The organism is Lactococcus garvieae subsp. garvieae, from assembly GCF_029024465.1.
Taxonomy (GTDB): domain Bacteria; phylum Bacillota; class Bacilli; order Lactobacillales; family Streptococcaceae; genus Lactococcus; species Lactococcus garvieae.
The window spans coordinates 1,960,399-1,987,197 of sequence record NZ_CP118950.1 but is presented as its reverse complement, the minus strand read 5'-3'; the positions used below and the strand labels follow the sequence as shown (position 1 = coordinate 1,987,197).

Below are 26,799 nucleotides of genomic sequence, written 5' to 3'. Positions count from 1 at the left end.
GACTAATGTCAAATAATTGGACATAAAAGTCCTTTCATTTTTGTGTCTTCTTAGACAGATTATAACACACATATTTGTGTCTACTTTTATAGTATAGCTCCATCCATCCGGGACGTGGGGAGAGATTAAACACAAGCACCAGTCCTAAAATTAATACCACAAGAAAGCCTAACAATAAACTTATAACCTTAACAAATTTTTTCATGATGGACTCATTATATCAGACTTCCTCAGGAACTACAAATAACCTAGAATTAAGCTCAATGTTCTTTGCTAAAAGCATGAAATTACTTGACTTAATGTCATTGGTCCATTTATCGGAAACGACTTCTTTCTCTATAAGTTCTAGGTAAAAATTTTCTTATTTCATATTCATCAAAACCAGTCATCAAGTGCTTGTCATCAAACATAATAGGAGATTTGAGCAACATAGGTGTATATCTAAGTACAGATAGTAAGGTAGAAACAGACATACTTTCATCACAAAAAAATTCATAAATCTCCTTTTTTGTTGATGACATTTTTTCAACCGGAATTAGTATATCATCAAAACCATTTTCTGAAACTCGTAATGCCTGCAAAATCAATTCTTTGGTAATATTATGAGAGGTTATTATACTAAAATCTAATTTATGTGTTTTTAGCCACACAACACCTCTTTGAAATCTTTTATCAGATTTATCACAATATATATATATCATATTTGTTTATCCCTTAATTAGTTGGTTTAAAAATATCTATTTCCAATAAAATCCCCATACCAATAGCTAAAGTTATAAAGTGAGCTAACAATTTTGGACAAGAATATTGTATAAGAGGTCCAGATATACTCAATAATACTCCAAATATTATTATTCCTAAAATCACTCTAAAACATGATTTTATTGTTTTTCTTATTATTTTTCTCATTAATACTAATCTCCAAAATAAACTTTATGTTTTTTTGCACCATTTACTTCTATATCCAGCAAAGTACTCACTGTTACAAAATTATATCCTTGATGTTTTAATTGTTGAATAATTTGAGGCACTGCATTGACCGACCACGGATGAATATCATGTAATAAAATAATCGCACCATCATGTACATTAGAAATAGCATTTGATACCACGGGGGCACTTGTAGTATATCTCCAATCATTTGTATCCACACTCCAATTTATCGCGGTTAAATCTGTAATATTTAAAATACCTGTATTATAACTTCCATAGGGCGGCCTATAAAGTTTGACATCTTTACCAGTTATCTTATTAATGAACTGACTAGCATTTTTAATTTCGCTTATTTGATCTTTAGAAGAAAGAGTAACTAAATCTTTATGATCCCAAGTATGAGATCCCACTTCATGTCCATCATCAGATTCTTTTTTGATAATATTACCCGAATTGCTAGTTGATTATTTAGCCATGACTTGATACCCGATAGAATATCTTAAAGTCTCTGGTTCCAGTGATTTAGCTGATTTTAACAGTAAAGAATACGCTAAAAGTATCATCTCTAATTTCAATTGAAAACCTTGAGGCGAACGACTTTTACAACGCTCAGCTCCTAGATTTGTCAAAAAAGAGAAAACTCGCTCAATCACTTTTCTACGTTTTGAAAAATTAGGGAAAAGGATTTTCTTTTGCTTCATGTTCTTCCTGACAGGTGTAATTAGATCAATTCCTTTTAATTCCAGCCTATCATGCAGTGACTGACCTAGATATCCCATATCTCCAAGGACTGTTGGTGTCCCAAATTGACTCAACACTTCCTCGGTCATTGAACTATCAGCCATTGAAGCAGGAGTAATTGTGTAGTCTATGACATAGCCTGATTCACTGACTAAAGCATGACATTTACATCCATAGAAGTACTGTCCCTTTGTAGCATTGTAGCCAACATTTGCATAATCTCCAAGAACTTTGCTTCTGAAATTACGAATAGGCTGACACAAAGGAATGGGGAAGCTATCAATAATGGATACACTAATTCCTTCAACCTCTTTAAAGACGAGTGCTTGGCGAATGACTTGGATACTCGGTAAGAGGGCATTACAACGACGGACAAAGCGAGAATATTCTAGGAAATTAGGAAATAAACTTTGAGCCACTTGGTGCTTAGCTTTAAGCGTTTCACTAAAATGCAGTACGCCCCATAGGTAACAAGCGATAACTAAGCAATCTGATGTTGCGAGATGGACGTTCTTTCGGTTTTGAACCTCAAGGGGTACACTCGTTTGATAAAGCGTCTCAATGGTTGTCAGTAAATAAACAAAAACTTTTGGAAGTGTGCTATTATAAGTCATATAAGTCGTGCGCTTTCTAATGCTTAGTGGTTTAAGATTAGGATAGCACGACTTATTTATTTTCCAATGAAATTAACTAGCAATTCGGGTTAATATTAGGATATTTTACTGCTTGTTCTCCCAAGGCAAAAAATGTCACAGGTACTTGTTCCTCTTTTAATATTTGAAGTAGGATAGGAGTAGTCGAGGGATTAGGTCCATCATCAAATGTTAAGGCAACTATTTTCTTATTTTTATATTTAAGTTTCTCATTTTCTATCTTTCGAGTTTGCGATTCAACTAATTGAATTTTCTTCATCATAGCTATCTTATCTTCTTTAATAAAATTTCCTGATAATTCCCTTACCTCCTCCTTAGCTTCTTTTATAGTTTGTATATTCGGAGTGGTTTCCATTTTTTGTATCAGTTGCTTTGAGTGATCTATTTTCTTGATAGCGGTTTCTAATTGTTGTAAATCATCAAGTATCCTTCTATTGTCACTCTTATTTAAATGATAATAATCAAGAAGATTGTATACCTTTTTGATATCCTTGAAATTTGGACTAATGTCAAATAATTGGACATAAAATGAGCTATATTTTCTTAAAATATTTTTCTTCCTTCTGATTTGGAGTTAAACCATTGTTGGCAGAATGAGGATTATAGTTGTTGTAGAATTGTTCGATGTATTCAAAGCAAGAGAGTTGAACCTCTTGAATGGTGTGATAAGTTCTTCGATTAATTTCTCTTTGTTTAAGGTACTTGAAAAAGACCTCAGTTACGGCATTATCATAAGGATACCCAGGTTTAGAGTAAGAAGCAAGTAACTGATGCTCATCTAATATTTTTCTAAAGGAAGCTGATTTAAATTGACTCCCTTGATCTGAATGAAAAATAATTGGTTCCTTAGGTTTTCTCTTATTTATAGCCATCTCTAGGGTGTCACAAGCAAGTTTAGCATCAATCTTATCACTTACTTTCCAAGCGATGCATTTTCTAGAGTAGAGGTCAAGAATGGCGCAGAGATAAACGTGACGCTTAGGTCCTATAGAAATATAAGTGAAATCAGTTGTCCAAACTTGATTCGGGGACTTCGGATTAAATTCTTGTTTAAGGAGATTATCAGAAGAAAATGCAGGAGAGTGTTTTGATTTAACCCGAGGTTTAATGGTCGACATTTTAGGGAGTGTCATAGACTTGAGAAGTCGTAAGATACGGCCTTCAGAAATATTAACGCCATAATCACGCAGAAGAATGATTTTAAAAGCTCTCGTTCCAATTCTTTTCTTAGCTTTCATATAAATCTCAAGGAGTAATTTTCTCAAGCGTTGATTTTCTATTTCACGCTTCGAAGGCTTCTTGTTAATGAAGTTATAGTAGGTGGAACGATTGACATGTAAAACACGACAGAGCATAACTGTCGTGTGTTCAAATCGGAGTCTATAGACTGCTTTTAATCTCACTTGGAGTTTTGCATGAATATGGCACTCGCTTTTTTTAAGATCAGATTTTCTTCCTCAAGTTGTGCATTCCTTTTTTGTAATTCTTGAATCTGTTTGGCAGTCAACACCGTATTATCTTCAAGACGAACTTGAGAGTACTGCTTAATCCATTTTGCAAGAGCAGAGACGGAGACGCCATAGTCTCTACAGAGTTCGGATTGAGTTTTACCTGTTTGATAGAGGTTGACGAGAGATTGTTTGAATTCCTCGTCGTAACGTTTAAAGCCTGACATAAAAGTCCTTTCATTTTTGTGTCTTCTTAGACAGATTATAACACACATATTTGTGTCTACTTTTATAGTATAGCTCCACTATTATAAGCATTTGATATTTCGCTGTGTGAGTGTTAATGATAGCAGGACTATTTATAAATGTGGAAATCATACCGTGATTATCCGTTATAAAAATATAGGTAGCGAAGATTTCGCTAGATATACTGGTTTCGTAGCAGAGTATATCGCACCAGTAACTGAACTTGTCGAACGTTCTGGATATTAGAAATTATGGATTTAACACGGCTTCGTAATCAAGTAAAGAATGCAGAAAGTCAATGGAATATGAAGTATATTGCCTTTGATAAACGGTTAAGAGAAATTGAACAGGAATTATCTTTACCACCGTATGCTAGACTATCTGATGTCATTCAATGGTGCGAGAAATTGATTGCTTATGAACGAAAAATTGAACTTATGCGCCAGTCTACAATGACGTTATCAAATGAAGCATGGGGGAAATTAGAACAAAACATATACGATTATCAAAGTAAAGACAATAGGGCAATATCTGTTATGTCAGAATTTGTGATTTTCTTAGTGAACTTAGATAAAAAATATAGTCAGCGTTTGGAAGTCTTTTTAAATTTCTTAGATAATTGCGTTCGCTATGTGAGAGGTTATGCGGAGGATTTAGAAAAAAACGGTCTTTCGATAAATTCTACATTACAGAAAGCTAGGCAATTAGGGTCTATGCATTGGATTAATGGAAAGTCTTATCAATTGGAATTGGAGGGGCAATGATTGTTTACAGATTAAGAGGAAATAGACTTGTGAGCTTGTACTGTTCAGATGTGCCTGAGAGGTCTGTTTATCCTGAATATGATTATGTGTCTTTTTCATTAGATAGAAACTTTAATTATACAGGAGGGGCGATAGCCTACTGTAAAAATGAAATAGTAGAGAAATTTATTATCAAAAAAGATAAGGAGGGGAAAGTTGTAAGACAAGAATTGTAAGTAGTTAAAATAAAATCGGTGAATATTAAGGGCGGGAGAGATCTCGCCTTATTTTTGGGTAAAAAGAGCTTATCAGTATTTGATGAGTTTTATTGTGTCTAAAAAATAGAGAAGGGAAAAAGAAATGGAAGAACGATTTACAGATTTATGTACACCAAATAAGTTAGCAGAAATTTTTGAATATGAGAAAAAGACAATACAAAATTATATTAGTCAAATGAGAGGGAATCATGAGTTCAGTAAATATGTAGTTGGACCACGAGGACACACTATGGTAAGTTATGCAGGGTTCTACGATTATTGGATAAGTAAAGGAGAAAAGCAACGAGAAATGTTATAATAACGGTATACACATTTTCTTGCTTGGTTTACAGGGAGAATATATGTTTTATAAAAAGTTAGAAAATGGCAAATATCGCTATTTTGAAAAATTTTTTGATAAAAATCAAGGGAAATGGCGACAAACAACAATTACACTTAACTCAAAAAGTAGAATTGCACAATCAGAAGCAAGAAATAGATTATCTTTAAAAATTGAAAAAATACTTTTAAAAGAAGAAGTTCAAATTCTACAAGAAGTACCCACAGTTGACGAAGTTTTTAAAGAGTGGAGAGAAATTCGAGATGAAGAATTAAAGGCTTCATCTGTTCATACTGAAACATGGGCTTTCATTAAGTTTTTGAAAAAGTTTGGAACACAACCAATATCAGATGTTACAGGGCAGGAAATACAGAGGTTTATTTTAGATTTAAATTTAGCACCTACAACACGTGTGATAAGAAAAACTTATTACAATTTATTATTCGAGTATGCTCAAAAGGTTGGATATATAAAAAGCAACCCAATGTTACAGGTTGTTTTACCTAAAATTAGAGCTACTTCAGATGATGTAAGAAGAAAACAAAATGGGTTTCTCGACCGTAAAGAAATGAGATTAATTCTTAATTATGGGTATAGTTTGTCAAAGTATCGAAGGCAGACAGCATTATTTGAATTTATGTTTCTAACGGGTTTACGTATAGGAGAATTACTTGCTTTAAAATGGGAAGATATTGATTTTCAAAAAAAGTCTCTTACTGTTAATCATACTTTAAATTTACATGGTTATGTAGCGAATGCAAGACAATTGCTTTCACCTAAGACTGCGCATTCGTATCGTACTATTTCATTGAATAAAAGATGTATGGAAATATTAGAATTATTTTCTAATGATAGTTATGATAAAGAGTTTATCTTTGTAAGTGAAAAAGGTCGTATTTATGGGAGAGACGAATTATCAACCTATTTTAAGAGAATTTGTTCTAAAAAGTTGGGGAGTGAAGGTGAAGAACGTCGTTATCATTTACATATGTTAAGACATTCTCATATTTCATTATTAGTTGAAATGAATGTACCTATCAAGGTGATTATGGAACGAGTTGGGCATTCAAATGAGAAAATGATTTTACAAGTGTACAGTCATGTAACCAAAAACATGCGAAATGATTTAAATTTTAAAATGAATGAGCTTAGTTTTTAGGACTAACCAAAAACTAACCAAACTAGGCGGAAAGAGAGGGAAAGTTAGGGAAAACAGAGGAGGTAAGATTATCTTGAAAAGTTGTCAAACAGCTTGTTTAAAGGTTTTTTGGGCTTCTGTTTTCTAAAATGAACTTATGAAACTAACAGACAGTATACAATACCTGAAAGGTGTCGGACCTAAATCTTTTGAAAATTATCAGAAGCTTGGCATTGCTACAATACAGGATTTATTGCTTTATTTCCCTTTTCGTTATGAAGATTTTGCTGGACGTTCAATTTTTGAAATGGTAGATGGAGAAAAAGCAACGGTGATTGGTGAAGTGGTGACACCCGCCAATGTCCAATATTATGGCTTTAAACGCAACAGGCTCACGTTTAAACTCAAACAAGGTGAAGCTGTGGTTGCTGTGAGCTTTTTTAATCAGCCCTATTTGGCGGATAAGATTGAGGTTGGAAAAGAAGTCGCGGTCTATGGCAAGTGGGAACAAAAAAAGCAGCAATTGCTAGGGATGAAAATATTAACACAAGCAGAAGACGGCTTTTCCCCTGTATATCACCTTACCGCAGGGATGAAGCAATCCAGCTTGGTGAAAACAATTCAAATGGCCTTTGAAAGTGGGCTTCTATCGGAGTTAAACGAGAATCTGCCAGACTATTTATTGAAAAAGTACCGTTTGATGCCTCGGCAGGAGGCGGTACGTGCCATGCATTTTCCAGAGGATATGGAGATGCACAAGCAAGCTTTAAGGCGCGTGAAGTTTGAAGAACTCTTTTACTTTCAACTGAAGTTGCAGGCTTTGAAACATAAAGAGAAAGCACAACGCTTTGGACGGAAGGTTATTTTTGACCAGCAGTTGATGGAAGAAAAAATTAAAAATCTTCCTTTTGACCTGACAGGTGCCCAACAAAAATCATTAGATGAAATTTTAGCAGATATGTCCTCAGCTTACCATATGAACCGTCTTTTACAAGGTGATGTCGGGTCAGGTAAAACAGTCGTTGCCAGCTTAGCAATGTATGCAGCTGTATTATCAGGGCTTCAAGCAGCTATAATGGTCCCTACTGAAATTTTAGCCCGACAACATTTTGCTAACTTAAAGAATCTTTTTCCCGAGCTAAAAATTAGCCTTCTCGTTTCGGGTTTAAAAGTTGCGGAGAGAAGAGAGATACTAGACAGTTTAGCAAGTGGTCAGACACAGATGGTTGTGGGAACGCACGCTTTGGTTCAGGAAGGTGTTGATTTTTATGACTTGGGTCTGGTCATTACCGATGAACAACATCGCTTTGGGGTTAACCAACGGAAAGTTTTACGCGAAAAAGGTCAAAACCCTGATGTACTTATGATGACTGCGACACCAATTCCTCGGACTTTAGCGATTACGGCTTTTGGGGATATGGATGTCTCCATCATCGATGAATTGCCTAAAGGACGGCAACCGATTACGACCAGATGGGTAAAACATGAGCAGCTTCCAGAGGTCTTACGATGGATAAAAGAAGAACTGGTGCAGCAGGCTCAAGTCTATTTTATTTCGCCGCTTATTGAAGAATCAGAAGCTTTAGATTTAAAGAATGCTGTAGCTCTTTATGAAGAGTTAAACCAATATTTTGGCGAAGAAACAGGCATAGGTTTACTGCACGGGAAGATGAAAAATGAAGAGAAAGATCAGATCATGCAGACCTTTAAGGCAGGGGATTTGTCTGTTCTGGTTTCCACAACGGTGATTGAAGTCGGTGTGGATGTGCCGAATGCAACGATTATGGTGATTATGGATGCGGATCGCTTTGGCCTCTCTCAGCTGCATCAGTTACGAGGCCGTGTAGGGCGGGGGAGTAAGAAGTCCTATACGATACTTGTTGCCAATCCCAAGACAGAATCAGGTAAAAACCGGATGGAGATCATGTGTCAAACGCAGAATGGGTTCCGTTTAGCGGAAGAAGATCTGAAGATGCGAGGCTCCGGAGAAATATTCGGCGTGCGTCAATCAGGTTTACCAGAATTTCTAGCAGCTGACATAGTGAATGATTACAATATTTTAGAGGTGGCACGTCAAGAAGCGCAGGAAGTTTTTAAAACACCTGACCGCCCAGAATATCAGATGATGCTTGCAGACTTGGATGTTGACGGTGGCTTTGATTAACGTTGAAATTGTGAATTCAAGAAAGAAGGAAAAAACATGGGACTTCTCTTAGCATTTCTAGGTGGTGGACTTTCTCTGATGAATTTTTCTGCCGAATGGCAGTCTCTTCCCATGCAGTTCATCTTCACTCTCCTCTCCTTAAGCAGTATGTTTGCCTATAAAGGAAAGCGCACAAGAAGATCCTATGAAGGAGATGGAACAAGTATCTTTACCTTTGGTTTTGCCTTGTGTTTCCTTTCATTTATCGGATCAGCATCTATTCTTCTGGCTTTATTTATGGGCTGGCAGTAAATAAAAAACATAAGCGGAGTATCTCCGACTTATGTTTTTTATTTTCCTAAACAGAACTGGCTGAAAAGCTGAGTAATCAGTTCATCCGGTGCAGCTTCTCCGGTTATTTCACCAAGCAATTGCCAGCAGCGCGTGATATCCACTTGGATGAGGTCCACAGGAAGTCCCATCGCCAACCCTCTGTTTGCTTCTTTCAAAGCATCTAAAGCTTGTTCGACCAGACCGATATGACGTGCATTGGAAAGAGTAGTTGCATCTTTTGCTTCAATTTCCCCAGAGAAAAATAGAGCGCGTATTTGTTTTTCAACGGCATCAAGATTTTCATTTTTTAAGGCAGAAATTCTGATAAAGTCTTCAGGGAGTTTTTCGAGCTCAATTTTTTCTGGTAGATCGGTCTTATTCAGCAAGATGATACGGTTTGTCGCAGAGGAAAGTTCCAATAATTCCAGATCTTTAGGAGTTAAAGGTGATGAAGCATCAAGTACAAGCAAGACCAAGTCGGCTTCTTCTAAGGCTTTTTGACTACGTTCGACACCAATCTTTTCAACGACATCCTCAGTTTCTCGTATACCAGCAGTATCAATTAACTCAAGGGGCACACCACCAATATTGGCAAACTCTGTGATAACATCACGTGTTGTTCCTGCTATATCGGTAACAATGGCCTTTTCTTCACGTAAAAGCTGATTGAGCAAACTTGATTTCCCCACATTTGGACGACCAATGATTGCTGTTCTCAAACCTTCACGGAGAATCTTGCCACGTTTAGCTGTGGCAAGCAGTGTTTCCAGAAGCTGTTCAAAATGAGCCGTTTTTTCCAGAAGCATTTGACTTGTCATTGTTTCAACGTCATCATATTCAGGATAATCAATATTAACTTCAACTTGCGCAAGTGATTCTAAAATTTCTTGACGAATGTTGTTAATCAAGTTAGAGAGGCTTCCATCAAGTTGTTTTACAGCAATATTGGCTGCCTGGTCTGTTTTAGCGCGAATCAAATCCATTACGGATTCGGCTTGGGCCAAGTCAATACGTCCATTTAAAAAAGCACGTTTAGTAAATTCACCCGGTTCAGCGAGGCGTGCGCCAGAGCGAAGCAGGAGTTGCAAAATTTCTTGAGTGACAGCAATTCCGCCATGTGTGTTGATTTCTACAAGATCCTCACGTGTAAAGGTTTTAGGAGCTTTCATCACAGAGAGCATAACCTCATCAACGAGACGGTCTTTATCAAATATATGACCGTAGTTGATGGTGTGTGAAGCTACTTTATCGAGATCTTTTCCTTGAAAGACCTTTTTAGCGATTGAGAGCGCATCGCTACCAGACAATCGGACGATAGCAATCGCTCCTTCACCTAAAGGTGTGGAAATGGCTGCTATAGTATCAAATTCTTTTGTTATCATATTTTTATCCTAATTACTAATTTCAGTATGCCTTATTATATAACAAGTCGTGATAAAAATAAAGATTCGTCAACTCCTTCTTAAAGGTTTATCTTATCCATATTGAGCAAAATTCTAGTAAAATAAGAGTATGAGATTGGATAAATATTTGGCGGAAGCCGGACTCGGATCACGTAAAGAAGTGAAGGTGATTCTGAAGACAGGAAAAGTGACAGTGAATGATCAGAAGGTGAAAGATGGCAAACGACATGTTGAGCCAGGTAAAGACAGTGTAAACTATGATGGCCAGCCCCTAGTTTATCAAGAATTTTATTATTATCTCCTTAATAAACCTGCTGGTGTTGTTTCGGCGACAAAGGATAATAAGGACAAAACAGTTGTTGAATTATTAAAGGCTCAAGATTTTCGCGAAGATCTTTTTCCTGTAGGGCGTTTAGATAAAGATACAGAAGGCCTTCTTTTGCTGACAAATGATGGACCACTCAGTCATAATCTCTTGAGCCCCAAGAAACATGTGGAAAAAGAATATTTTGCTCAAATCCAAGGCCAAGTTACACAAGAGACAGTTCGAGAATTTGCAGCAGGTTTGACCTTGAAATCTGGAGAGAACGTCAAACCAGGTCAACTTTTTATTGAGAAATCAGAGGAGAGTAAAAGTGACATCCGCCTCATTATTCATGAGGGGAAATTTCATCAGGTCAAACGAATGTTTGAAGCTGTAGGGATGAAGGTAACTTATCTCAAACGGATACGTATGGGAAGTTTAAAACTGGATAAGGCATTAACTTTGGGCGCGTATCGTCCGCTCACAGAAGAGGAAATTTTAAAACTCAAGGAGTAGCTATGGAAGAAGTAGTTTCTGTAAAAAATTTAAGTGTCCAATTTGAAAAAGAGGTGGTTTTGAAAAACCTATCTTTAAGTCTATTTGCAGGAGAAATTGTGGGACTCATTGGTCCTTCAGGTTCAGGAAAGTCAACTTTTATAAATGCATTGCTCGGGATTGTTGCTCCTAATAGTGGGGAAATCAAACTCCTTGACATCCAGATTCCTAACCGCAAAGTGATGCGTAAGATTGGCTATATGGCACAGTCGGATGCCTTGTTTGCAGAACTTACAGGCAAACAAAATATGGAATTTTTCGGCGCCCTTCAAGGAAAAATAAGTGAAGAGGAGCTGCTTAAAGCTGCTCAAACCGTGGGGTTAACATCCGCCTTGTCCAAAGCTGTCTCAAAATATTCTGGCGGGATGAAACGCCGCTTGTCTTTGGCCATTGCCCTACAGACGAATGCCCCTTTACTATGTCTGGATGAGCCCACCGTTGGTATTGATCCAGAACTTCGACAGGAAATATGGACAGAGCTTAAACGACAAGCAGGGATGGGCAAAGCTATTCTTATGACGACACACGTCATGGATGAGGCAGAGCGGTGTGATCGAGTTATTTTATTAAGAGACGGGCACTTTGTGGCCCAAGGAAGTCCTGAAGCCCTTAAATCCCAGTTCCATGTTTCTACTGTGGAAGAGGCATTTATTCAAGCAGCACAAGCAGGTGATGATGATGAGAATTAAAGCGATTTTTAAACGTATACTGCTCCAAAGACTGAGAGATAAACGAAGCTTAGCTTTACTTTTCTTTGCTCCTCTTGGCATTCTCACTCTTTTATATTTTCTTCTTCAAGTTCCGTCGGATATAAAATACCGTGTGGGTCTACAAGAAAACCAACACGTTTTAGCACAAGTTTTCAAGCAGAACGATAAACTAGAAGTGATTGAAATAGAAGAAACGTTAGATAAACGAGAAACAGTAAATGCTCACAATTTGGATGCCCTTGTACAGCTAGTAGGAAATGAAATAGAAGTAACCTATGCAAATAGAGACACAGCAAAAACACAAGCACTTACTCAGATGATTGGACAAGTTGCTCAAAAGATCCCAGCGATCATGCGAGAAAACCCAGCAAAAAGTTCTGTAGAAAAAGTGCCGCAAGCCTCGTTAGAGCCCCCCACCCTGAACGTAAAAAGTCATTATCTTTATGGAGACAGTTCATTGAGTATGTTTGACAATCTGGCGCCACTGCTGGTCAGCTTCTTCGTCTTCTTCTTTGTCTTTTTAATATCAGGCATTTCTCTTGTTAATGAACGAAGCAGTGGTACACTTATGCGAATGCTGGTTACGCCTGTCAGACGGACTGAAATTGTGGCTGGTTATACTTTAGCCTATGGTTTCCTCGCCCTCCTTCAAACAAGCTTAATTGTGCTTTGGACACGTTATGTTTTACAAATGCAGATTTTGGGGAACTTCATCTTTGTTTTGTTGATTAATTTACTGATTGCTCTGATTGCGCTTTTGATTGGACTTTTGTTGTCTGCCCTTGCAAAAACTGAATTTCAATTTATCCAATTTGTTCCGATAGCTGTCGTACCACAATTCCTCTTTTCAGGTATTATTAATGTCGACACAATGGCAGAGCCCTTGCGCTGGATTGCCCATCTTATGCCTCTGTATTATGGAGTTGATGCACTTCAAAAAGTAGTGAAACAAGGTATGGGCCTCTCTCAAATTGGGAATAACCTGCTTATTTTAGGGGGGCTTGCTCTTGTATTTTACGTAGCTAATGTAGTGGCTTTGAAAGGTTTAAGAAAAACTTAGCTCTTCAAATAAAAAGCGAGTTATTTTCGCTTTTTTGTTATAATGATTGAGAAGAGTATTTGAAGGGATTTTACAAATGGAAAATTTAAAAAAACAAGTAGGTATAAAAGCAGCTGAATACGTGAAGTCTGGTATGATTGTTGGTTTAGGCACAGGTTCAACGGCGGCTTTCTTTGTGGAAGAACTGGGACGTCGTGTTAAGGAAGAAGGTCTAAATATTGTTGGCGTTACGACATCAAATGTAACCAGTCAGCAAGCTGCAAGTCTTAATATTCCTTTAAAATCAATTGATGAAGTGGACCATGTTGATGTGACAGTAGATGGTGCAGATGAAATTGATACAGCCCTTAATGGGATTAAAGGTGGCGGTGCAGCCTTGCTGATGGAAAAAATCGTAGCCACATATTCTAAAGATTATATTTGGATTGTTGATGAAAGTAAACTTTCACAAAATCTTGGAAGTTTTAAAGTTCCTGTTGAAGTCATTCCTTATGGTTCAGAGCAGTTGTTCCGAAAATTTGAAGCGGCAGGTTATGGCCCAACATGGCGTATGAATGGCCAAGATAAACTTATAACTGATATGCAACATTATATTATTGATTTGCATATCGAAAAGATTACTGAGCCAGAAAAGTTGGCTGAAGAGCTTGACTTAACAGTGGGAGTTGTCGAGCATGGTTTGTTTAATAACATGGTCAAAAAAGTTATTGTTGCAGGACAAGCCGGTGTGAAAATTATAGAAAAATAAAAAGAAGGAGAGGACTCCTTCTTTTTATTTGGTCTTAAGCCATTGTTCCACGCCCCACTTATGAGATCCCCGCTTGAGTTTCGCCAAAGCAGTCGGCACATCAAACCAGAAAATTTTATTGAAATCTTCAAGAGGAGCCTGATCAAAATGAACCTCCAGAGTCTCGTAGATGTAAGCAGGATTGCAAAAATATTTATCCCGATGTGAGCTATAAAAATATTCGTCGGCTTGACCGAAATATCGGCCTAAGGTCGCAGTCGCCCCTAACTCTTCCAGAAGTTCTCTTTCTAAAGCGCGGGCATGATTTTCATCTGCTTCAATTTCTCCGCCAGGGAGAAAAAAGGCCCCGTTTGGTGCTTGAACAAGGCAGATTTGGCTCTTGTTTTCACGTGAAACAATCCCATACACTCCATAACGGTATTGGTAATCGACTCCGGCAATTTTTTCACCGAAGACTGGAATTTCTTGTTGTGTCATATTTACGGCCCTCCGATATAATTTTATAGAAGAAAATTTAATTATATTCTATCAAAAAGTTGACAATTTTGATAAAATAAAGAGGCTAAACAAAGCTCTTGCGAAGGGAAATATGAACAGTGAAAAAATTCAATCTTAGTAAAATGATTATTATCGCCTTAATTATTGTTATTTCAGCATTTACAGCAATCTTCATCTCGGCTGATAATTTTAAGAATAATAAAAATCCATCAACGATGACGCAAATTATTAATGATGGTACAGGAACCATAGACAGAATTATTGGTGCACCGATCCGTTTTGTTCAGGACAAAGCCAATCAAGTGGGCAATCTTTTTGATACATATAAACAAAATCAGTCATTGAAAACACAGGTGGCAGACTTAAGCAGTACGAAAAATAATCAAGAAAGTCTAGAAGTTGAAAATAAAGAATTAAAAGAAGCCTTGAAGCTTCAAGAAACATTGACAGACTATAAGAGTATTTCGGCAAATGTGATTACACGTAATCCTGCCAGCTGGGCAGATACGCTCGTTATTGACAGTGGGAGTAAACAAGGTATCAAAAACCGTCAACTCGTTATGGCTAATGGGGGTGTTATTGGGCGTGTAAGTCAGGTAAACGAAAATTCCTCTAAAGTTTCCTTGCTGAGCTCCGATAAAGGTATTGATGCTAAAATCCCCGTTCGCCTGGGTAGCCCGAGTGATCCAGTAAATGGACTTCTTGCGAGCTATGATGAGGATCAGAATGCTTATGTTGTCACATCTTTAGTGGGGGAAGGCAATATCGAAAAGGGAAGCCAGGTTGTTACTAGCGGTCTTGGAGGAGATTCACCACGTGGTCTCCTGCTTGGAACAGTAATTGATGTTAAAGAAACAGATCAAGGCTTGAACCGTAAAGTATATGTGAAACCTGCCAGCAATTTGTATGATATCCGGTTTGTCTTTGTGATTCAAGGCATGATTGGAGGCAACTAAATATGAGTCGTTTTAGCTTTCAATTTTTTAGTCCTCTATTTCTTTTTTTCCTGCTCTTGCTTGATGGGCAGCTGACGCATTTCTTTACGGCTTTGTCCGGTGGAAGTATCATGCCTGTAAGCCACCTGCTGCTCATTTTCATGGTATATACTGTGACACAGCACCGTCATAGCTATGTTCTCATCGTAGGTGTTCTTTTGGGAATTGTCTATGACAGTTACTTTTTAGGAATTTTTGGTATTGCCAGTTTGATTTTGCCCCTTATTGCTCTTTTTGTTTATCAAATCCAAACTGTTGTATTTACTAACCGCTGGACACGTTTATTTACAGTGATTATCATTGTTTTTGCTTTCCAAGTTTTAAGTACACTTATTGTTAACTTGGTGGGTGTTGTCAATGTCAATTTTGTCTCATTTATCGTTAGACAACTTGCACCAACATTAGCCTTAAATATTGTCTTTGCAATACTGCTGCAATGGCCTTTAGAAAAGATGTATCGCCTTCGGTGAACATCTTTTTGTAATTAAAGAGTAAAAAAAGTATTCTTAAAGAAATTAAATTGACTTGATTAGGTTATGAAAGAGTGTTATACTTGGGACTATCTTAGCGTTATATTTATAAATTATAGAAAACGGGAAGAAAAGAAAACTATGAAAAAGAAACTTATCACCGCATTGATGTTGTCGACAGTCATTTTATCATCGGGCGCAAGCCTTGGAGCGGTAAAAGCGGACAGCACAGACGATCAAATCGCAAAACAAGATGCAGCAATCAACGCTGCTAAAGGTTCTTCTGCTGAAGCGCAAGCAAAAGTAGATGCGATTCAATCACAAGTAAATAGCTTACAATCTAAAAAAACTTCAACAGCAAATGAAGTAAATAAATTGATGAAGGAGCAAAAAGAACAATCAGCAGAGATTGCTCGTTTGCACAAAGACATCAAAGAACGTAACACAGCTCTTGAAGCACAAGCACGTAGCGCTCAAACAAGCGGTTCAGCGACAGACTACATGTCTACTATCTTGGATTCAAAATCTTTGACTGATGCAATTCAAAAAATGACAGCGATGGCAACCGTTTCTGGTGCCAACAAAGCCATGCTTGAAAAACAACAAGAAGATGAAAAAGCTATTCAAGCCAAGTTAAAAGATAATGAAGCAAAATACGCTAAAGCTACAAAACTTCAACAAGAGTTAGAAGCACAAAGTAACGAGTTGGCAAGCCAAGAAGCCGCCCTCAAAGTTGCTCAGTTAAATTATCAAACAACAATTGCTAACTCTGAGAGCAAAAAACAAAGTTTGATTGACCAAAAAGCAGCTGCAGTAGCTGCTCAAGAAGCCGCAGCTAAACAAGCTGCAGCAGTGGAAGCTCAACAAGCGAAAGCAGAGCAAGCTGCTCAAGCCGCTCAAGCCGCTCAAAAAGCACAAGCAGAACAAGCTGCAGCATCTAAGAGCGAAAATAAATCAACTGCAAGTACAGAAACAGTACCTGTTGTTACAGCACCTGTTGTTGAGACAGCTCCAGCGGCCTCTGCACCAGCAGCATCAACGCCAGCTGTAGAAGAAAGCAAACCAGCATCAAATAACAACACAACCACTACGAATACTGGTTCAAACTCAAATACAAGTACTGGTTCAAATAACACTAACAACAGCAACAACACTAACAATAATAATGCATCTGGAGGTTCAGGTTCAACAAGTACTCCAGGATCAAGCTTGAGCAATCCTTATCCATGGGGACAATGTACTTGGGGTGTTTGGGAATACTTCGGTGGAAGCATCCCTACTTATGCCGGTAACGCTGGTGACTGGGTAGTTTACGCAAATAGTGGACCAGCAGTTGGCACAATTGCGGTGTTCCCTCCAGGGAATCAAGGTGCCGGTGGTGTAGGTCACGTTGCCGTGGTCACAGCTGTAAATGGTAATAAACTTACTGTCTCAGAAACAAACTTCTCAGGACCTAATGGTGGCGGTTTAGGTATCCGCACAACTCGCGAAGTTTCAGCTGCAGGTGTAAGTTTCATCCGTCCATAAGAAATAATTCAAAACAAGTAATGAATATTGCTTGTTTTTTTGTCCATTGATAAAAAATAGAAATCGACAGAAACAAACTTAAACGTAACTGTAATTGTTTTGTTACAAAATGGGTGTGGGCACATGATACAATATACTATATTCACCGAACTAACCTAGGGAGGCAAATTTAAAATTTTATGAAGAAAAAACTTATTACAGCATTGATGCTTTCGACAGTCGTGCTTACGGCTGGCGCACCTTTTGCTGCCGTAAAGGCTGATTCAACAGATTCAAAAATTGCACAACAAGATTCAAAAATCGCTAATGCAAAAAATGAAGCTGCTAAAGCGCAATCACAAGTTGATTCAATTCAATCACAAGTAAGCACTTTAAAATCAAAGCAAACATCAATGACTAAAAAAGTTAATGAGTTGATGGCTCAACAAAAGGAACAATCACAACAGATTCAAAAGTTGAGTGAGAGTATCAAGGAGCGCAATACCGCACTTGAAGCTCAAGCACGTAGTGCACAAACTGATGGTTCAGCAACAAACTATATGTCTGCTGTACTGGACTCAAAATCTTTAACAGATGCGATTCAAAAAATGACAGCAATGGCAACAGTTGCTGGCGCTAACAAGTCAATGATTGAGCAACAACAAGCTGATCAAAAAGCTATTCAAACGAAGTTAGCGGATAACCAAAAGAAATATGCTGAAGCAACAAAACTTCAACAAGAGTTAGATGCACAAGCTAATGAGTTGGCGACACAAGAAGCTGCTCTCAAAGTTGCACAGTTAAACTACCAAGCTACAGTAACTACTGCAGAAGGTAAAAAACAAGATTTATTGAGCCAAAAAGCAGCCGCTGAAAAAGCCGCTGAAAAAGCAGCAGCCGCTGAAAAAGCCGCTGCAGCTAAGTCTGTAGTAGCTCAACAAGAAAAAGCTGTAGCTGCGGCTCCTGCTGCTTCTAATCCAGCTCCATCTACTGGTAATACTGCTGGTAATAGCAATTCTTCTACACCAACACCAACACCGGAACCAACTCCAGATCCAGAACCAACTCCAGATCCAGGTAAACCTGTAAATCCAGGACACAGTGGGACTAACCCTTATCCTGCTGGTCAATGTACTGCATTTGTCTGGGACTACTTTGGTGGTAACATGCCAACATACATGGGGAATGCTGGTGACTGGGTTGCTTATGCAAACAGTGGACCTGCAGCAGGTACAATTGCTGTATTCCCACCAGGTAACCAAGGCGCAGGCGGCGTAGGACACGTTGCAGTTGTTCTTTCTGTATCTGGTTCAAAAATGACAGTTATTGAAGGAAACTTCAACGGCGGATGGGGAACAACACGTGAATGTTCAACAGCTGGCGTAAGCTTCATTCGTCCATAATTAAATAAGATTTAAATACAAACTACGGTTTGTATTTTTTATCTCAAAATTTTAGCACTCTTTATATTAGAGTGCTAATTTTTTTGCCAAAAGTCATAAAAAATGCTAAAATAGATTATGGTAGAAGTGAATATAATCTACTTTTAGAGAGGCGATGGTTGAAAAACCAAGTGAGTCTCTAAAAATTCCATGTCAAGAAGGTTTAAATCATATGAATAACACAGAATTTTACGAACGCCTAGGTGTGGATAAAAATGCCAGCCAAGACGAAATTAAAAAAGCTTATCGAAAGATGTCCAAAAAGTATCACCCAGATATTAATAAAGATCCGGGTGCAGAAGACAAGTACAAAGAGGTTCAAGAAGCTTATGAAACTTTAAGTGATGAACAAAAACGTGCGAGCTACGATCAATATGGTGCCGCAGGTGCTAATGGTGGTTTTGGTGGAGGTCAAGGTGGTTTCTCTGGCTTTGACGGTTTCCAAAGTGCAGGTGGCTTTGGTGGTTTTGAGGATATTTTCTCAAGCTTCTTCGGTGGGGGCGGTGGTCAAGCTGATCCGAATGCGCCACGTCAAGGAGATGACTTACAATATCGTATCAATTTGACATTTGAAGAAGCCATTTTTGGTGTTGAGAAAGAAATCAAATATCATCGCGAAGAGCTTTGTCACACTTGTGCGGGTTCAGGTGCCAAACCGGGTACTCATGCTGAAACATGTCATAAATGTCATGGACGAGGTCAAACACAAGTTATTCGCGATACTCCATTAGGACGTATGTCAACAAATGTCGTCTGTGATGTTTGTCATGGTACAGGTAAAGAAATCAAATCTCCTTGTCCTACATGTCACGGTACAGGTCACGAAAAATTGGCACACACTGTTAAGGTAAAAGTCCCAGCTGGTGTTGAATCTGGTCAACAAATGCGCCTCCAAGGTCAAGGTGATGCGGGGACAAACGGCGGTCCTTATGGGGATCTCTACGTCCGCTTCCAAGTTGCTGCAAGCGATAAGTTTGAACGTGATGGTAGCGAAATTTATTACAAGATGCCATTGAACTTTGTTCAGGCAGCCTTAGGTGATGAGATTGAAGTACCAACCGTTCACGGGAATGTGAAGTTGAAGATTCCTGCTGGTACGCAAACAGGTACCAACTTCCGACTTAAAGGCAAAGGTGCACCTAAATTACGTGGTAGCGGTCAAGGTGACCAACATGTTGTGATTAATATTGTCACACCTGAAAAATTGAATGAAGCTCAACGTGATGCTTTGCGTGAGTTTGCAAAAGCGAGCGGGCAAAATATATCAGAACAGAAAAAAGGTTTTTTCGATAAATTTAAATAAAAAAGCTGTCCTTAGACAGTTTTTTTGTTTATCAATTAGGTAAATGCTACTGTATTTGATATAATGTTTTTATGAAACTTGTGAATTATAAACCAGACTATCTTCTAGAAGCTGTGTATAACTTGGATGTGGAAAACTTAAAAAAGCGAGATATCCGAGGAATTATGGTGGATTTAGATAATACACTTATCGCTTGGAATAATCCCGATGGAACACCCGAATTGCACCAATGGCTACAGCTAATGCGTACAAATGGTATAAAGGTTATTGTCGTGTCAAACAATAAACATGAACGTGTCAAACGTGCGGTAGCTAAATTTGATGTTGGTTTTGTTTCGCGTGCGATGAAACCTTTTGCTTGGGGAATAAATAAAGCCTTAGTTAAACTTAACGAACAACCGGACCACGTCATTATGGTTGGGGATCAACTCATGACAGATATTCGAGCAGCTCATCGTGCAGGAGTCCGTAGTATTCTTGTCAAACAATTGGTGGAGTCTGACGGTTGGAGTACCAAGTTCAACCGTTGGCGTGAACGCCGTGTGTGGAAAAAGTTGATTCGAAAATACGGCTATCCTAAATGGAATACAAGATTATAACTCTGCAGAGGCAGGGTTATTTTCTTTTGCTGGACTTTTCCCGAGGTTTTCCACTTTATTTTTCTACTTATCCCAAGTTTTCCACAGTTTTACACACCTTATTCACAAAAATGTGGAAAACTGTGAATAAATGTGTGGAAAAAAAGAAACCTCAATGAAGTTTCTTTTTTTATTTACATTAAGCCACGTTCTTTATACCATTGATCAGGCTGCCAGATCCAATGTCTTCCATCTTTTTCAAGAAGATCAAAAGCTTCCTGTGGTCCCATGCTTGCTGCCGGATATTTAGGGAGCTCCTGATGAGCTTCATCCCATGCTTGGCGGATAACATCAATGAGTTCCCAAGAACGAGAAACTTCTTCCCAGTGGGAGAAATTAGTACCATCACCATGTAAAACGTCAAGCAAGAGTTTTTCATAAGCTTCGGGAGAATTTCCTAAAATTGCTGCATCATGGCGGTAGCCAAGTTTGATAGGCGCGATATTGAAGCCTTGACCGACTTCTTTGCCATTAATTGTAAGGGAGAAGCCTTCAGTAGGTTGGATATAAATGGTAAGGATGTTTTCCCCAAGAGCTGTATCAAAAATATTGTTAGGGTCTTGCTTGAAGACAATGTTAATGCGTGTTCCTTTTTCTGTCAAACGTTTCCCGCTACGTACGTAGAAAGGGACGCCAGCCCAACGGTCATTGTCAATGAGGAATTTTCCAGCGACAAAAGTTTCTGTGTTAGAATCTGGCGCTACAGAAGGTTCAGAACGATAGGCTGCAAAGTCCTTGCCATCAATCTTGCCCTCGATATATTGGCCAGGAATGAAAGCTTCAAGCGCTTCTTGTCTTGAATATTTACGAATGCTGTGGAGGGCCTTGACCTTTTCGTTCAAAATATTTTCTTGTGTAAAAGTTTGAGGTTTTTCCATAGCTAGTAAAGCCAAAACCTGGAGCACATGATTTTGAATCATATCCTTGAGTGCGCCACTCGTTTCATAATAACCGCCGCGATCTTCAACACCAATACTTTCAGCAAATGTAATCTGTATATTGTCGATATGGTCCTTGTCCCAGATGGATTCAAACATTTGGTTGGCAAAACGGATAGCTGAAACCGATTGAATCATTTCTTTTCCGAGATAGTGGTCAATACGGAAGGTTTGGTCTTCCGAAAAGACATCTTTAAGTGCGGTATTCAGTTCTTGAGCTGTTTCCAAATCACTTCCGAATGGCTTTTCGATAATCACACGTTCAAAACCTTTCCCTGTCAGAATCTTTTCTGACTTGAGATGGTTAGCAATGATTGAGAAAAATTGTGGCGCCATAGCCAGATAGAAAACTTGGTTGCAAGCAGTATCATACTTTTCTCGGAGCTGATCTCCCAGCTCTTTGAGGGCATGATAGTGACTGCTGTCATTGACATCATGGCTTTGATAGTAGAAGTGGCTCGAGAAGGCCTTGAGTTCGTCTTGATCATGGCTTAAACCCGCCAAAGATTCGATAACGATTTGGCGATAATACTCATCGGTCCACGGGCGACGCGCAGTACCAATCACTGCAAAATTTTCTGCAATTTCGCCTTTTTTATAAAGTTGGAAAAGGGCGGGATAAAGTTTCCGTTTAGCGAGGTCACCAGTTGCCCCGAACATGGTAAAAAGTACTTGTTTACTCATAAGTCTCTTCTTTCTATTGATTATCAAACATCATTTTCAGCATAGTCGATATAAGTATCAACATAGTCCAGATAGTCTTTGTTTAACTGTGCTTTTATATCCTGATACTCAGCTTCAGTATAGTCACGCTCAGCAATTTTAGCACGATAAAAAGGTAAGTTTAATTCTTTTTGAAGTCTCTCTTCAAGCTCTTTACGATTCATAATGATTTCCTTATATGAGAAAAATTTACTACTAAGAAAATTATATCACAAAATCACCTTTGCGCCCTCCAAGTGAGATTCTTTCGAATGAAAGTGATAGAATAGAAATATGTCTTTATTAACTTTTACACTTTGTATGCTCCTGCTTGGCGTTGTTGCCGGTATTGTAGGAAGCATTTTAGGTCTCGGTGGTGGAATTATTATCACGCCGATTATTACCTCTTTTTTTGGTGTTGATATAAAATATGCAATCGGTGCCAGTATTGTCGCTGTTATTGCAACGAGTTCAGGCGCCGCCATTTCTTATTTGAAAGATGATTTGGTCAATGTTCGTGTTGCCATGTTTTTAGAAATTTTTACCACAATTGGTGGATTACTAGGAGCGATTTTGGCCGGACTCTTTAATGCTGCGGTATTAAATATTCTTTTTGCTTGTTTATTGATTTTTCAAGCCTATAATATGTGGCGCAAGCTGCATCAAGGTGAGAAAGTCTTGCAAAATGTTACCTCAGATAAGTGGGCAGAAAAGATGAAGCTTAATTCTTCTTACTTTGATAAGCAAACAGGAAAAGAAGTCGCCTATCAAGTGGAGAAAGTCCCAGCTGGCGCTTCGATTATGTTTGGTGCAGGAATAGCTTCAGGACTTTTAGGTATAGGTTCGGGGGCGTTTAAGGTTTTAGCTATGGATACAACGATGAAAATGCCATTAAAACCGTCAACCGCCACCTCAAACCTCATGATTGGGGTAACTGCAGCAGCTTCAGCGACAGTCTACTTCTTTAACGGCTATGTTGACCCGTCCTTAGCAGGACCTTTAGCGATAGGAATTGTAGCTGGCGCAGCTATTGGCTCACGTATTATGCCACATTTACCTGCTCGGACGATTCGCTTGATATTTATTCCTGTAATTGGTCTTATGGCTTTACAAATGATACTTAAAGGACTTGGTTTATGACGGAAGAAAAAGAAAAATTACTTGAAATTGAACTCAGAATAGGAAAAATTTTAAGAGCGGGTGTATTCATTAGCTCGTCAATTATCATTATTGGTTTAATTATGTTTGTTTTCACGGGGCATTCTGGCTACCCAGGAACGACTTATCCTCGAGGCTTGTCTGAAATTGCAGAGGGACTTGTCGCCTTTAAAGCCTTTGCTTGGCTTATGACTGGTCTGTTTCTTTTGATCTTAACACCTGTACTTCGGGTGGTTGCTTCTATTTTTGCCTTTGCAAAAGAGGGCGATAAAATGTATGTCATTATTACGATGATGGTACTTGCTGTATTGGTTATAGCCATCCTTTTAGGGCATACAGGTGCGTAAGCTATTTCTTGCAAAACACTATTGAAACTGGTATTATAGGTAGTGCTGGGGGAGTGGTGGAATGGCAGACACGCATGCTTCAGGTGCATGTGCTCGTAAGGGCGTGGGGGTTCAAATCCCCTCTCCCCCATAACCAGTTACAATCTCGCTTAGGCGGGATTTTTTATTTAAGAGGTGAATATATGGCAAGAAGATTGACAAAAGAAGAGCTGCAGGAGCGCATAGATGAAAATCCCCTCCGTGCGCTAGCAAATATAGGAGAGGAAGTGGGCTTAACGCGTGTCGGGATTGAAAAATTGCTGAAAAGCTATAAGTTAGAAGATTATCGCAATCAAAAGATTAAAGCTTTACGTCGGACAGCAGCAAGGCAAAGAAGATTGAACAAATAAAGGAGAAATCATGGCAAAAATTGGATTTATCGGTACGGGAGTAATGGGCGCAGCAATGGCAGGTCATCTACTTGATGCAGGCAATGAACTGTTCGTCTATAATAGAACAAAAGCAAAAACAGACGCTTTAGTGGCACGTGGCGCAACTTACTGCGCGACGCCACAAGAAATTGCAGAAGCAACGGATATCGTTTTTTCTATTGTAGGCTATCCCAAAGATGTTCGCGAAATTTACTTTGGCGAAAAAGGTGTATTTAAGGCGGATGTACAAGGTGCATTTTTGGTAGATATGACAACATCAGAGCCGGCTTTGGCACAAGAGATTTATCGGGCTGCAAAAGAAGCGGGAGCTTCGGCTTTAGATGCTCCAGTATCGGGAGGTGACATTGGGGCGCAGAATGCAAGCTTAACAATTATGGTAGGTGGTGAGGAAGAAGCCTATGAACATCTCTTGCCTTACTTTGAAACTATCGGCAAAACGATTACGCGTCAAGGTGCAGCAGGAGCGGGTCAACATACCAAAATGGCCAACCAAATTGCTATTGCAGGAACGATGACCGCAATGACAGAGCTAATGGTTTATGCAGATAAAGCGGGGTTAGATGTGGAAAAAGTTCTTCAAACAGTAGGAGGCGGATCGGCAGCCACTTGGTCAATGACCAATTATGCACCGCGTATTTTACGTGAGGACTTTAGTGCGGGTTTCTTCGTTAAACATTTTATTAAAGATTTAGGTATCGCTTTAGCTGAGGCTGAAAAAATGGGGATTGAACTTCCTGCCACAGCAGGAGCGAAAAAGCTTTATGATCGCTTAGCAGAAGAAGGTTATGAAAATGATGGTACACAAGCGCTGATTAAACTTTGGTGGCCAGAAGGCGTGAGACCAAACAAATAAAAAAATAGACCAGATGGTCTATTTTTTTTATTTGAAAATTTACATTTCCTCAGGTGCTTCAACACCAAGTAAGCGCAATGCTTCTTTTAAGACAAGTGAAGTCGCATTCGCAAGTGCTAAACGCGCTTGAAGTCCTTCGTTGTCCTCAAGGATACGTACATGTGCATAATATTTGTTAAAGGCTTGGGCCAATGAAATTGAGTATTTCGCAATAATAGAAGGCTCATATTTGTCGGCGGCACGTTTAACGACATTACCAAAGTCTTGGAGTAATTTCACAATTTCCCAAGCTTCAGCTGGTGTTTCTTCAACATTGACAGGTTGAGGTACATAGTTTGCTTTACGTAAGATGGAACGGATACGCGCATATGCATATTGGACGTAAGGGCCCGTCTCACCTTCAAATGAAACCATCTCTTCAAGGTTGAAGTCGTAACCATTGTTACGGTCAGTTTTTAAGTCATAAAACTTCACAGCGCCAACCCCAACTTGTTGTGCGACACGTTCTTTGTTTGGCAAGTCAGGATTTTTATCATTGATTTGTTTCAGAGCACGTTCTACCGCTTCGTCAAGTGTTGTTTCTAACTTAACAACGTGACCTTTACGTGTGGAGAATTTTTTCCCTCCTTGGGTAACCATACCGAAGGAAACGTGTGTCATATTGTCTGACCAGTCATAACCGGCTTCCTTGAGCACTGCCTTCAATTGTTTGAAGTGATTTTGTTGCTCGCCACCCACAACATAAAGTGATTTTACAAAATCAAAAGTTGCTTTACGGTACATTGCTGTTGCCAAGTCACGTGTGATGTATAATGTTGCACCGTCAGTTTTCTTAATCAAGGCTGGATTAAGGTTGTATTTTTCGAGGTCTACAACCATAGCACCTTTAGACTCGTGCATTAAGCCTTTAGATTCTAAGTCTTCAACAACGGCATCCATCTTATCAGAGTAGAAAGATTCACCTGTAAAGTGATCAAACTCAATGCCTAATTTGCCGTAAATACGGTTAAATTCAATCAAGCTGACATCAGAGAACCATTTCCAGATGCGAAGTGCTTCTTCATCGCCTTGTTCCATCTTAAGGAACCAAGCACGACCTTCTTCGTCTACTGCGGGATCTTCTTTAGCTTCAGCATTGATTTGCACATAGAGTTTCAATAACTCATCGATTGGATTAGCAGTGATTGTCGCTTCATCACCATATTTTTTATAAGCAGTGATCAAGAGACCAAACTGTTTACCCCAATCCCCCAAGTGATTGATTTTGATTGTATTGTAACCAATCTTTTCGTAAATTTTTGAAAGGGAGTCTCCGATAACCGTTGAGCGCAAATGACCAATAGAAAAAGGCTTGGCAATATTTGGAGCTGACATGTCAATAGGAACATTAGCACCATGACCGATATTTTGGTCGCCATAGTCTTCTTTTTCAGTGATAACTTCGTTGATAACTGCTGTGGCAACAGCTTTTTTGTCAAGGAAGAAATTCACGTAAGGACCAGTAGCAACTACTTTATCAAAGCCAGTAGCATCAATGTTCTCAGCGATTTCACCAGCGATGATTTGTGGGGCTTTGCGCAAAGTCTTGGCTAAACTGAAAGCTGGAAATGCGATATCGCCCATTTCTGATGATTTTGGTTTTTCAAGCAAATTTTCGATTTGTTCGAGTTCAAGCGCACCATCGAGTACGGCGAACAAAGATTTTGCTGCTAATAGTTTTTCATTCATGGAATAATTATACCATAATAGAAATAAAAAAGTAT

Annotated in this window: 30 protein-coding genes, 1 tRNA gene and 1 pseudogene; 21 read left to right on the top strand and 11 right to left on the bottom strand. The window is 38.8% G+C overall.

What is annotated here, in order from left to right:
• Window positions 1-314: 314 nt before the first annotated feature.
• From PYW30_RS10005 to PYW30_RS09980, 6 genes and pseudogenes are all read right to left on the bottom strand, one after another.
• Window positions 315-650, bottom strand: a complete 336-nt coding sequence (locus tag PYW30_RS10005; RefSeq protein WP_162174787.1) for an ArsC/Spx/MgsR family protein — start codon at window positions 648-650, stop codon at window positions 315-317.
• A gap of 64 nt (window positions 651-714) precedes the next feature.
• Window positions 715-909: a hypothetical protein gene (locus PYW30_RS10000; protein WP_042219940.1), complete on the bottom strand. Its 195-nt coding sequence runs from the start codon at window positions 907-909 to the stop codon at window positions 715-717.
• 5 nt (window positions 910-914) lie between these two features.
• Window positions 915-1,373: a polysaccharide deacetylase family protein gene (locus tag PYW30_RS09995; protein ID WP_257874155.1), complete on the bottom strand. Its 459-nt coding sequence runs from the start codon at window positions 1,371-1,373 to the stop codon at window positions 915-917.
• Between the two features lie 24 nt (window positions 1,374-1,397).
• The gene (locus PYW30_RS09990; protein ID WP_042219927.1) at window positions 1,398-2,288 is read right to left on the bottom strand and encodes an IS982-like element ISLll1 family transposase; all 891 of its coding nucleotides are present in this window, start codon (window positions 2,286-2,288) and stop codon (window positions 1,398-1,400) included.
• Window positions 2,289-2,364: 76 nt separating this feature from the next.
• A complete protein-coding gene (locus PYW30_RS09985; RefSeq protein ID WP_150385311.1) occupies window positions 2,365-2,682 on the bottom strand; it encodes a polysaccharide deacetylase family protein in 318 nt (105 codons plus the stop codon).
• 165 nt (window positions 2,683-2,847) lie between these two features.
• Window positions 2,848-4,002: pseudogene (locus tag PYW30_RS09980) on the bottom strand (IS3 family transposase); the annotation flags it as partial.
• A gap of 270 nt (window positions 4,003-4,272) precedes the next feature.
• Between PYW30_RS09980 and PYW30_RS09975 the strand changes: the two are divergent.
• The 6 genes from PYW30_RS09975 (at window position 4,273) to PYW30_RS09950 (ending at window position 8,954) form a co-directional block, all read left to right on the top strand.
• Window positions 4,273-4,785 (top strand): hypothetical protein, encoded by a 513-nt coding sequence (locus tag PYW30_RS09975; RefSeq protein ID WP_042219033.1) that lies wholly within the window; start codon window positions 4,273-4,275, stop codon window positions 4,783-4,785.
• Window positions 4,782-5,000 (top strand): hypothetical protein, encoded by a 219-nt coding sequence (locus PYW30_RS09970; RefSeq protein ID WP_019291529.1) that lies wholly within the window; start codon window positions 4,782-4,784, stop codon window positions 4,998-5,000. The genes PYW30_RS09975 and PYW30_RS09970 overlap by 4 nt, the downstream gene beginning before the upstream one ends.
• Window positions 5,001-5,124: 124 nt before the next feature.
• The gene (locus PYW30_RS09965) at window positions 5,125-5,340 is read left to right on the top strand and encodes a hypothetical protein (protein ID WP_042219031.1); all 216 of its coding nucleotides are present in this window, start codon (window positions 5,125-5,127) and stop codon (window positions 5,338-5,340) included.
• A gap of 43 nt (window positions 5,341-5,383) precedes the next feature.
• The gene (locus tag PYW30_RS09960; protein WP_042219030.1) at window positions 5,384-6,520 is read left to right on the top strand and encodes a tyrosine-type recombinase/integrase; all 1,137 of its coding nucleotides are present in this window, start codon (window positions 5,384-5,386) and stop codon (window positions 6,518-6,520) included.
• Between the two features lie 136 nt (window positions 6,521-6,656).
• Complete coding sequence (gene recG, locus PYW30_RS09955; RefSeq protein WP_042219028.1) at window positions 6,657-8,663, top strand: ATP-dependent DNA helicase RecG; 2,007 nt, start codon at window positions 6,657-6,659, stop codon at window positions 8,661-8,663.
• 36 nt (window positions 8,664-8,699) lie between these two features.
• Window positions 8,700-8,954, top strand: a complete 255-nt coding sequence (locus PYW30_RS09950) for a hypothetical protein (RefSeq protein ID WP_042219026.1) — start codon at window positions 8,700-8,702, stop codon at window positions 8,952-8,954.
• A 38-nt stretch (window positions 8,955-8,992) separates the two neighbouring features.
• Here the strand turns inward: PYW30_RS09950 and mnmE are convergent, their stop codons facing one another.
• On the bottom strand, window positions 8,993-10,357 hold the full coding sequence (gene mnmE, locus PYW30_RS09945) for a tRNA uridine-5-carboxymethylaminomethyl(34) synthesis GTPase MnmE (RefSeq protein WP_003133081.1): 1,365 nt from the start codon (window positions 10,355-10,357) through the stop codon (window positions 8,993-8,995).
• Window positions 10,358-10,487: 130 nt separating this feature from the next.
• On the opposite strand from mnmE, the gene PYW30_RS09940 reads away from it, so the two are divergent.
• The 4 genes from PYW30_RS09940 to rpiA all read left to right on the top strand — a co-directional run bounded on the left by PYW30_RS09940 (window position 10,488) and on the right by rpiA (window position 13,755).
• Window positions 10,488-11,198: a pseudouridine synthase gene (locus tag PYW30_RS09940; protein WP_014025528.1), complete on the top strand. Its 711-nt coding sequence runs from the start codon at window positions 10,488-10,490 to the stop codon at window positions 11,196-11,198.
• A gap of 2 nt (window positions 11,199-11,200) precedes the next feature.
• On the top strand, window positions 11,201-11,926 hold the full coding sequence (locus tag PYW30_RS09935) for an ABC transporter ATP-binding protein (RefSeq protein ID WP_023889716.1): 726 nt from the start codon (window positions 11,201-11,203) through the stop codon (window positions 11,924-11,926).
• On the top strand, window positions 11,916-13,007 hold the full coding sequence (locus tag PYW30_RS09930) for an ABC transporter permease (protein WP_042219024.1): 1,092 nt from the start codon (window positions 11,916-11,918) through the stop codon (window positions 13,005-13,007). The genes PYW30_RS09935 and PYW30_RS09930 overlap by 11 nt, the downstream gene beginning before the upstream one ends.
• 76 nt (window positions 13,008-13,083) lie before the next feature.
• The gene (gene rpiA, locus PYW30_RS09925) at window positions 13,084-13,755 is read left to right on the top strand and encodes a ribose-5-phosphate isomerase RpiA (RefSeq protein WP_042219022.1); all 672 of its coding nucleotides are present in this window, start codon (window positions 13,084-13,086) and stop codon (window positions 13,753-13,755) included.
• Between the two features lie 24 nt (window positions 13,756-13,779).
• Here rpiA and PYW30_RS09920 read toward each other — a convergent pair whose 3' ends face one another.
• A complete protein-coding gene (locus PYW30_RS09920; RefSeq protein WP_042219020.1) occupies window positions 13,780-14,232 on the bottom strand; it encodes an NUDIX domain-containing protein in 453 nt (150 codons plus the stop codon).
• Window positions 14,233-14,351: 119 nt separating this feature from the next.
• Here PYW30_RS09920 and mreC point away from each other — a divergent pair, with 119 nt between their 5' ends.
• The 6 genes from mreC to PYW30_RS09890 all read left to right on the top strand — a co-directional run bounded on the left by mreC (window position 14,352) and on the right by PYW30_RS09890 (window position 20,568).
• On the top strand, window positions 14,352-15,209 hold the full coding sequence (gene mreC / locus PYW30_RS09915; RefSeq protein WP_042219018.1) for a rod shape-determining protein MreC: 858 nt from the start codon (window positions 14,352-14,354) through the stop codon (window positions 15,207-15,209).
• A gap of 2 nt (window positions 15,210-15,211) precedes the next feature.
• The gene (gene mreD, locus PYW30_RS09910; RefSeq protein WP_003133093.1) at window positions 15,212-15,718 is read left to right on the top strand and encodes a rod shape-determining protein MreD; all 507 of its coding nucleotides are present in this window, start codon (window positions 15,212-15,214) and stop codon (window positions 15,716-15,718) included.
• Between the two features lie 141 nt (window positions 15,719-15,859).
• Window positions 15,860-17,245: a CHAP domain-containing protein gene (locus PYW30_RS09905; RefSeq protein ID WP_042219016.1), complete on the top strand. Its 1,386-nt coding sequence runs from the start codon at window positions 15,860-15,862 to the stop codon at window positions 17,243-17,245.
• Between the two features lie 179 nt (window positions 17,246-17,424).
• Window positions 17,425-18,627 (top strand): coiled-coil domain-containing protein, encoded by a 1,203-nt coding sequence (locus tag PYW30_RS09900; protein ID WP_042219014.1) that lies wholly within the window; start codon window positions 17,425-17,427, stop codon window positions 18,625-18,627.
• A gap of 211 nt (window positions 18,628-18,838) precedes the next feature.
• Window positions 18,839-19,969 carry a molecular chaperone DnaJ gene (gene dnaJ, locus PYW30_RS09895; RefSeq protein WP_003133099.1) on the top strand — a complete coding sequence of 377 codons (1,131 nt, stop codon included), beginning with the start codon at window positions 18,839-18,841 and terminating at the stop codon, window positions 19,967-19,969.
• Window positions 19,970-20,040: 71 nt separating this feature from the next.
• Entirely contained in the window at window positions 20,041-20,568 is a 528-nt protein-coding gene (locus tag PYW30_RS09890) for a YqeG family HAD IIIA-type phosphatase (RefSeq protein ID WP_042219012.1), read from the top strand.
• 173 nt (window positions 20,569-20,741) lie between these two features.
• On the opposite strand, the gene zwf is transcribed toward PYW30_RS09890, so the two are convergent.
• Both zwf and PYW30_RS09880 read right to left on the bottom strand, forming a co-directional pair.
• Entirely contained in the window at window positions 20,742-22,229 is a 1,488-nt protein-coding gene (gene zwf / locus PYW30_RS09885; RefSeq protein WP_003133102.1) for a glucose-6-phosphate dehydrogenase, read from the bottom strand.
• A gap of 23 nt (window positions 22,230-22,252) precedes the next feature.
• Window positions 22,253-22,432: a hypothetical protein gene (locus PYW30_RS09880; RefSeq protein ID WP_014025518.1), complete on the bottom strand. Its 180-nt coding sequence runs from the start codon at window positions 22,430-22,432 to the stop codon at window positions 22,253-22,255.
• Between the two features lie 109 nt (window positions 22,433-22,541).
• Here PYW30_RS09880 and PYW30_RS09875 point away from each other — a divergent pair, with 109 nt between their 5' ends.
• From PYW30_RS09875 to PYW30_RS09855, 5 genes are all read left to right on the top strand, one after another.
• Window positions 22,542-23,387, top strand: a complete 846-nt coding sequence (locus tag PYW30_RS09875) for a sulfite exporter TauE/SafE family protein (RefSeq protein ID WP_003133104.1) — start codon at window positions 22,542-22,544, stop codon at window positions 23,385-23,387.
• On the top strand, window positions 23,384-23,752 hold the full coding sequence (locus tag PYW30_RS09870) for a DUF1634 domain-containing protein (RefSeq protein ID WP_014025517.1): 369 nt from the start codon (window positions 23,384-23,386) through the stop codon (window positions 23,750-23,752). Before PYW30_RS09875 ends, PYW30_RS09870 begins: the two co-directional genes overlap by 4 nt.
• 47 nt (window positions 23,753-23,799) lie before the next feature.
• Window positions 23,800-23,882: transfer RNA gene (locus tag PYW30_RS09865), tRNA-Leu, on the top strand.
• A gap of 52 nt (window positions 23,883-23,934) precedes the next feature.
• Complete coding sequence (locus PYW30_RS09860; RefSeq protein ID WP_016171078.1) at window positions 23,935-24,141, top strand: hypothetical protein; 207 nt, start codon at window positions 23,935-23,937, stop codon at window positions 24,139-24,141.
• A 10-nt stretch (window positions 24,142-24,151) separates the two neighbouring features.
• A complete protein-coding gene (locus PYW30_RS09855; RefSeq protein WP_042219010.1) occupies window positions 24,152-25,036 on the top strand; it encodes an NAD(P)-dependent oxidoreductase in 885 nt (294 codons plus the stop codon).
• 39 nt (window positions 25,037-25,075) lie between these two features.
• On the opposite strand, the gene argS is transcribed toward PYW30_RS09855, so the two are convergent.
• Complete coding sequence (argS, locus tag PYW30_RS09850; protein WP_003133108.1) at window positions 25,076-26,764, bottom strand: arginine--tRNA ligase; 1,689 nt, start codon at window positions 26,762-26,764, stop codon at window positions 25,076-25,078.
• Window positions 26,765-26,799 lie beyond the last annotated feature (35 nt).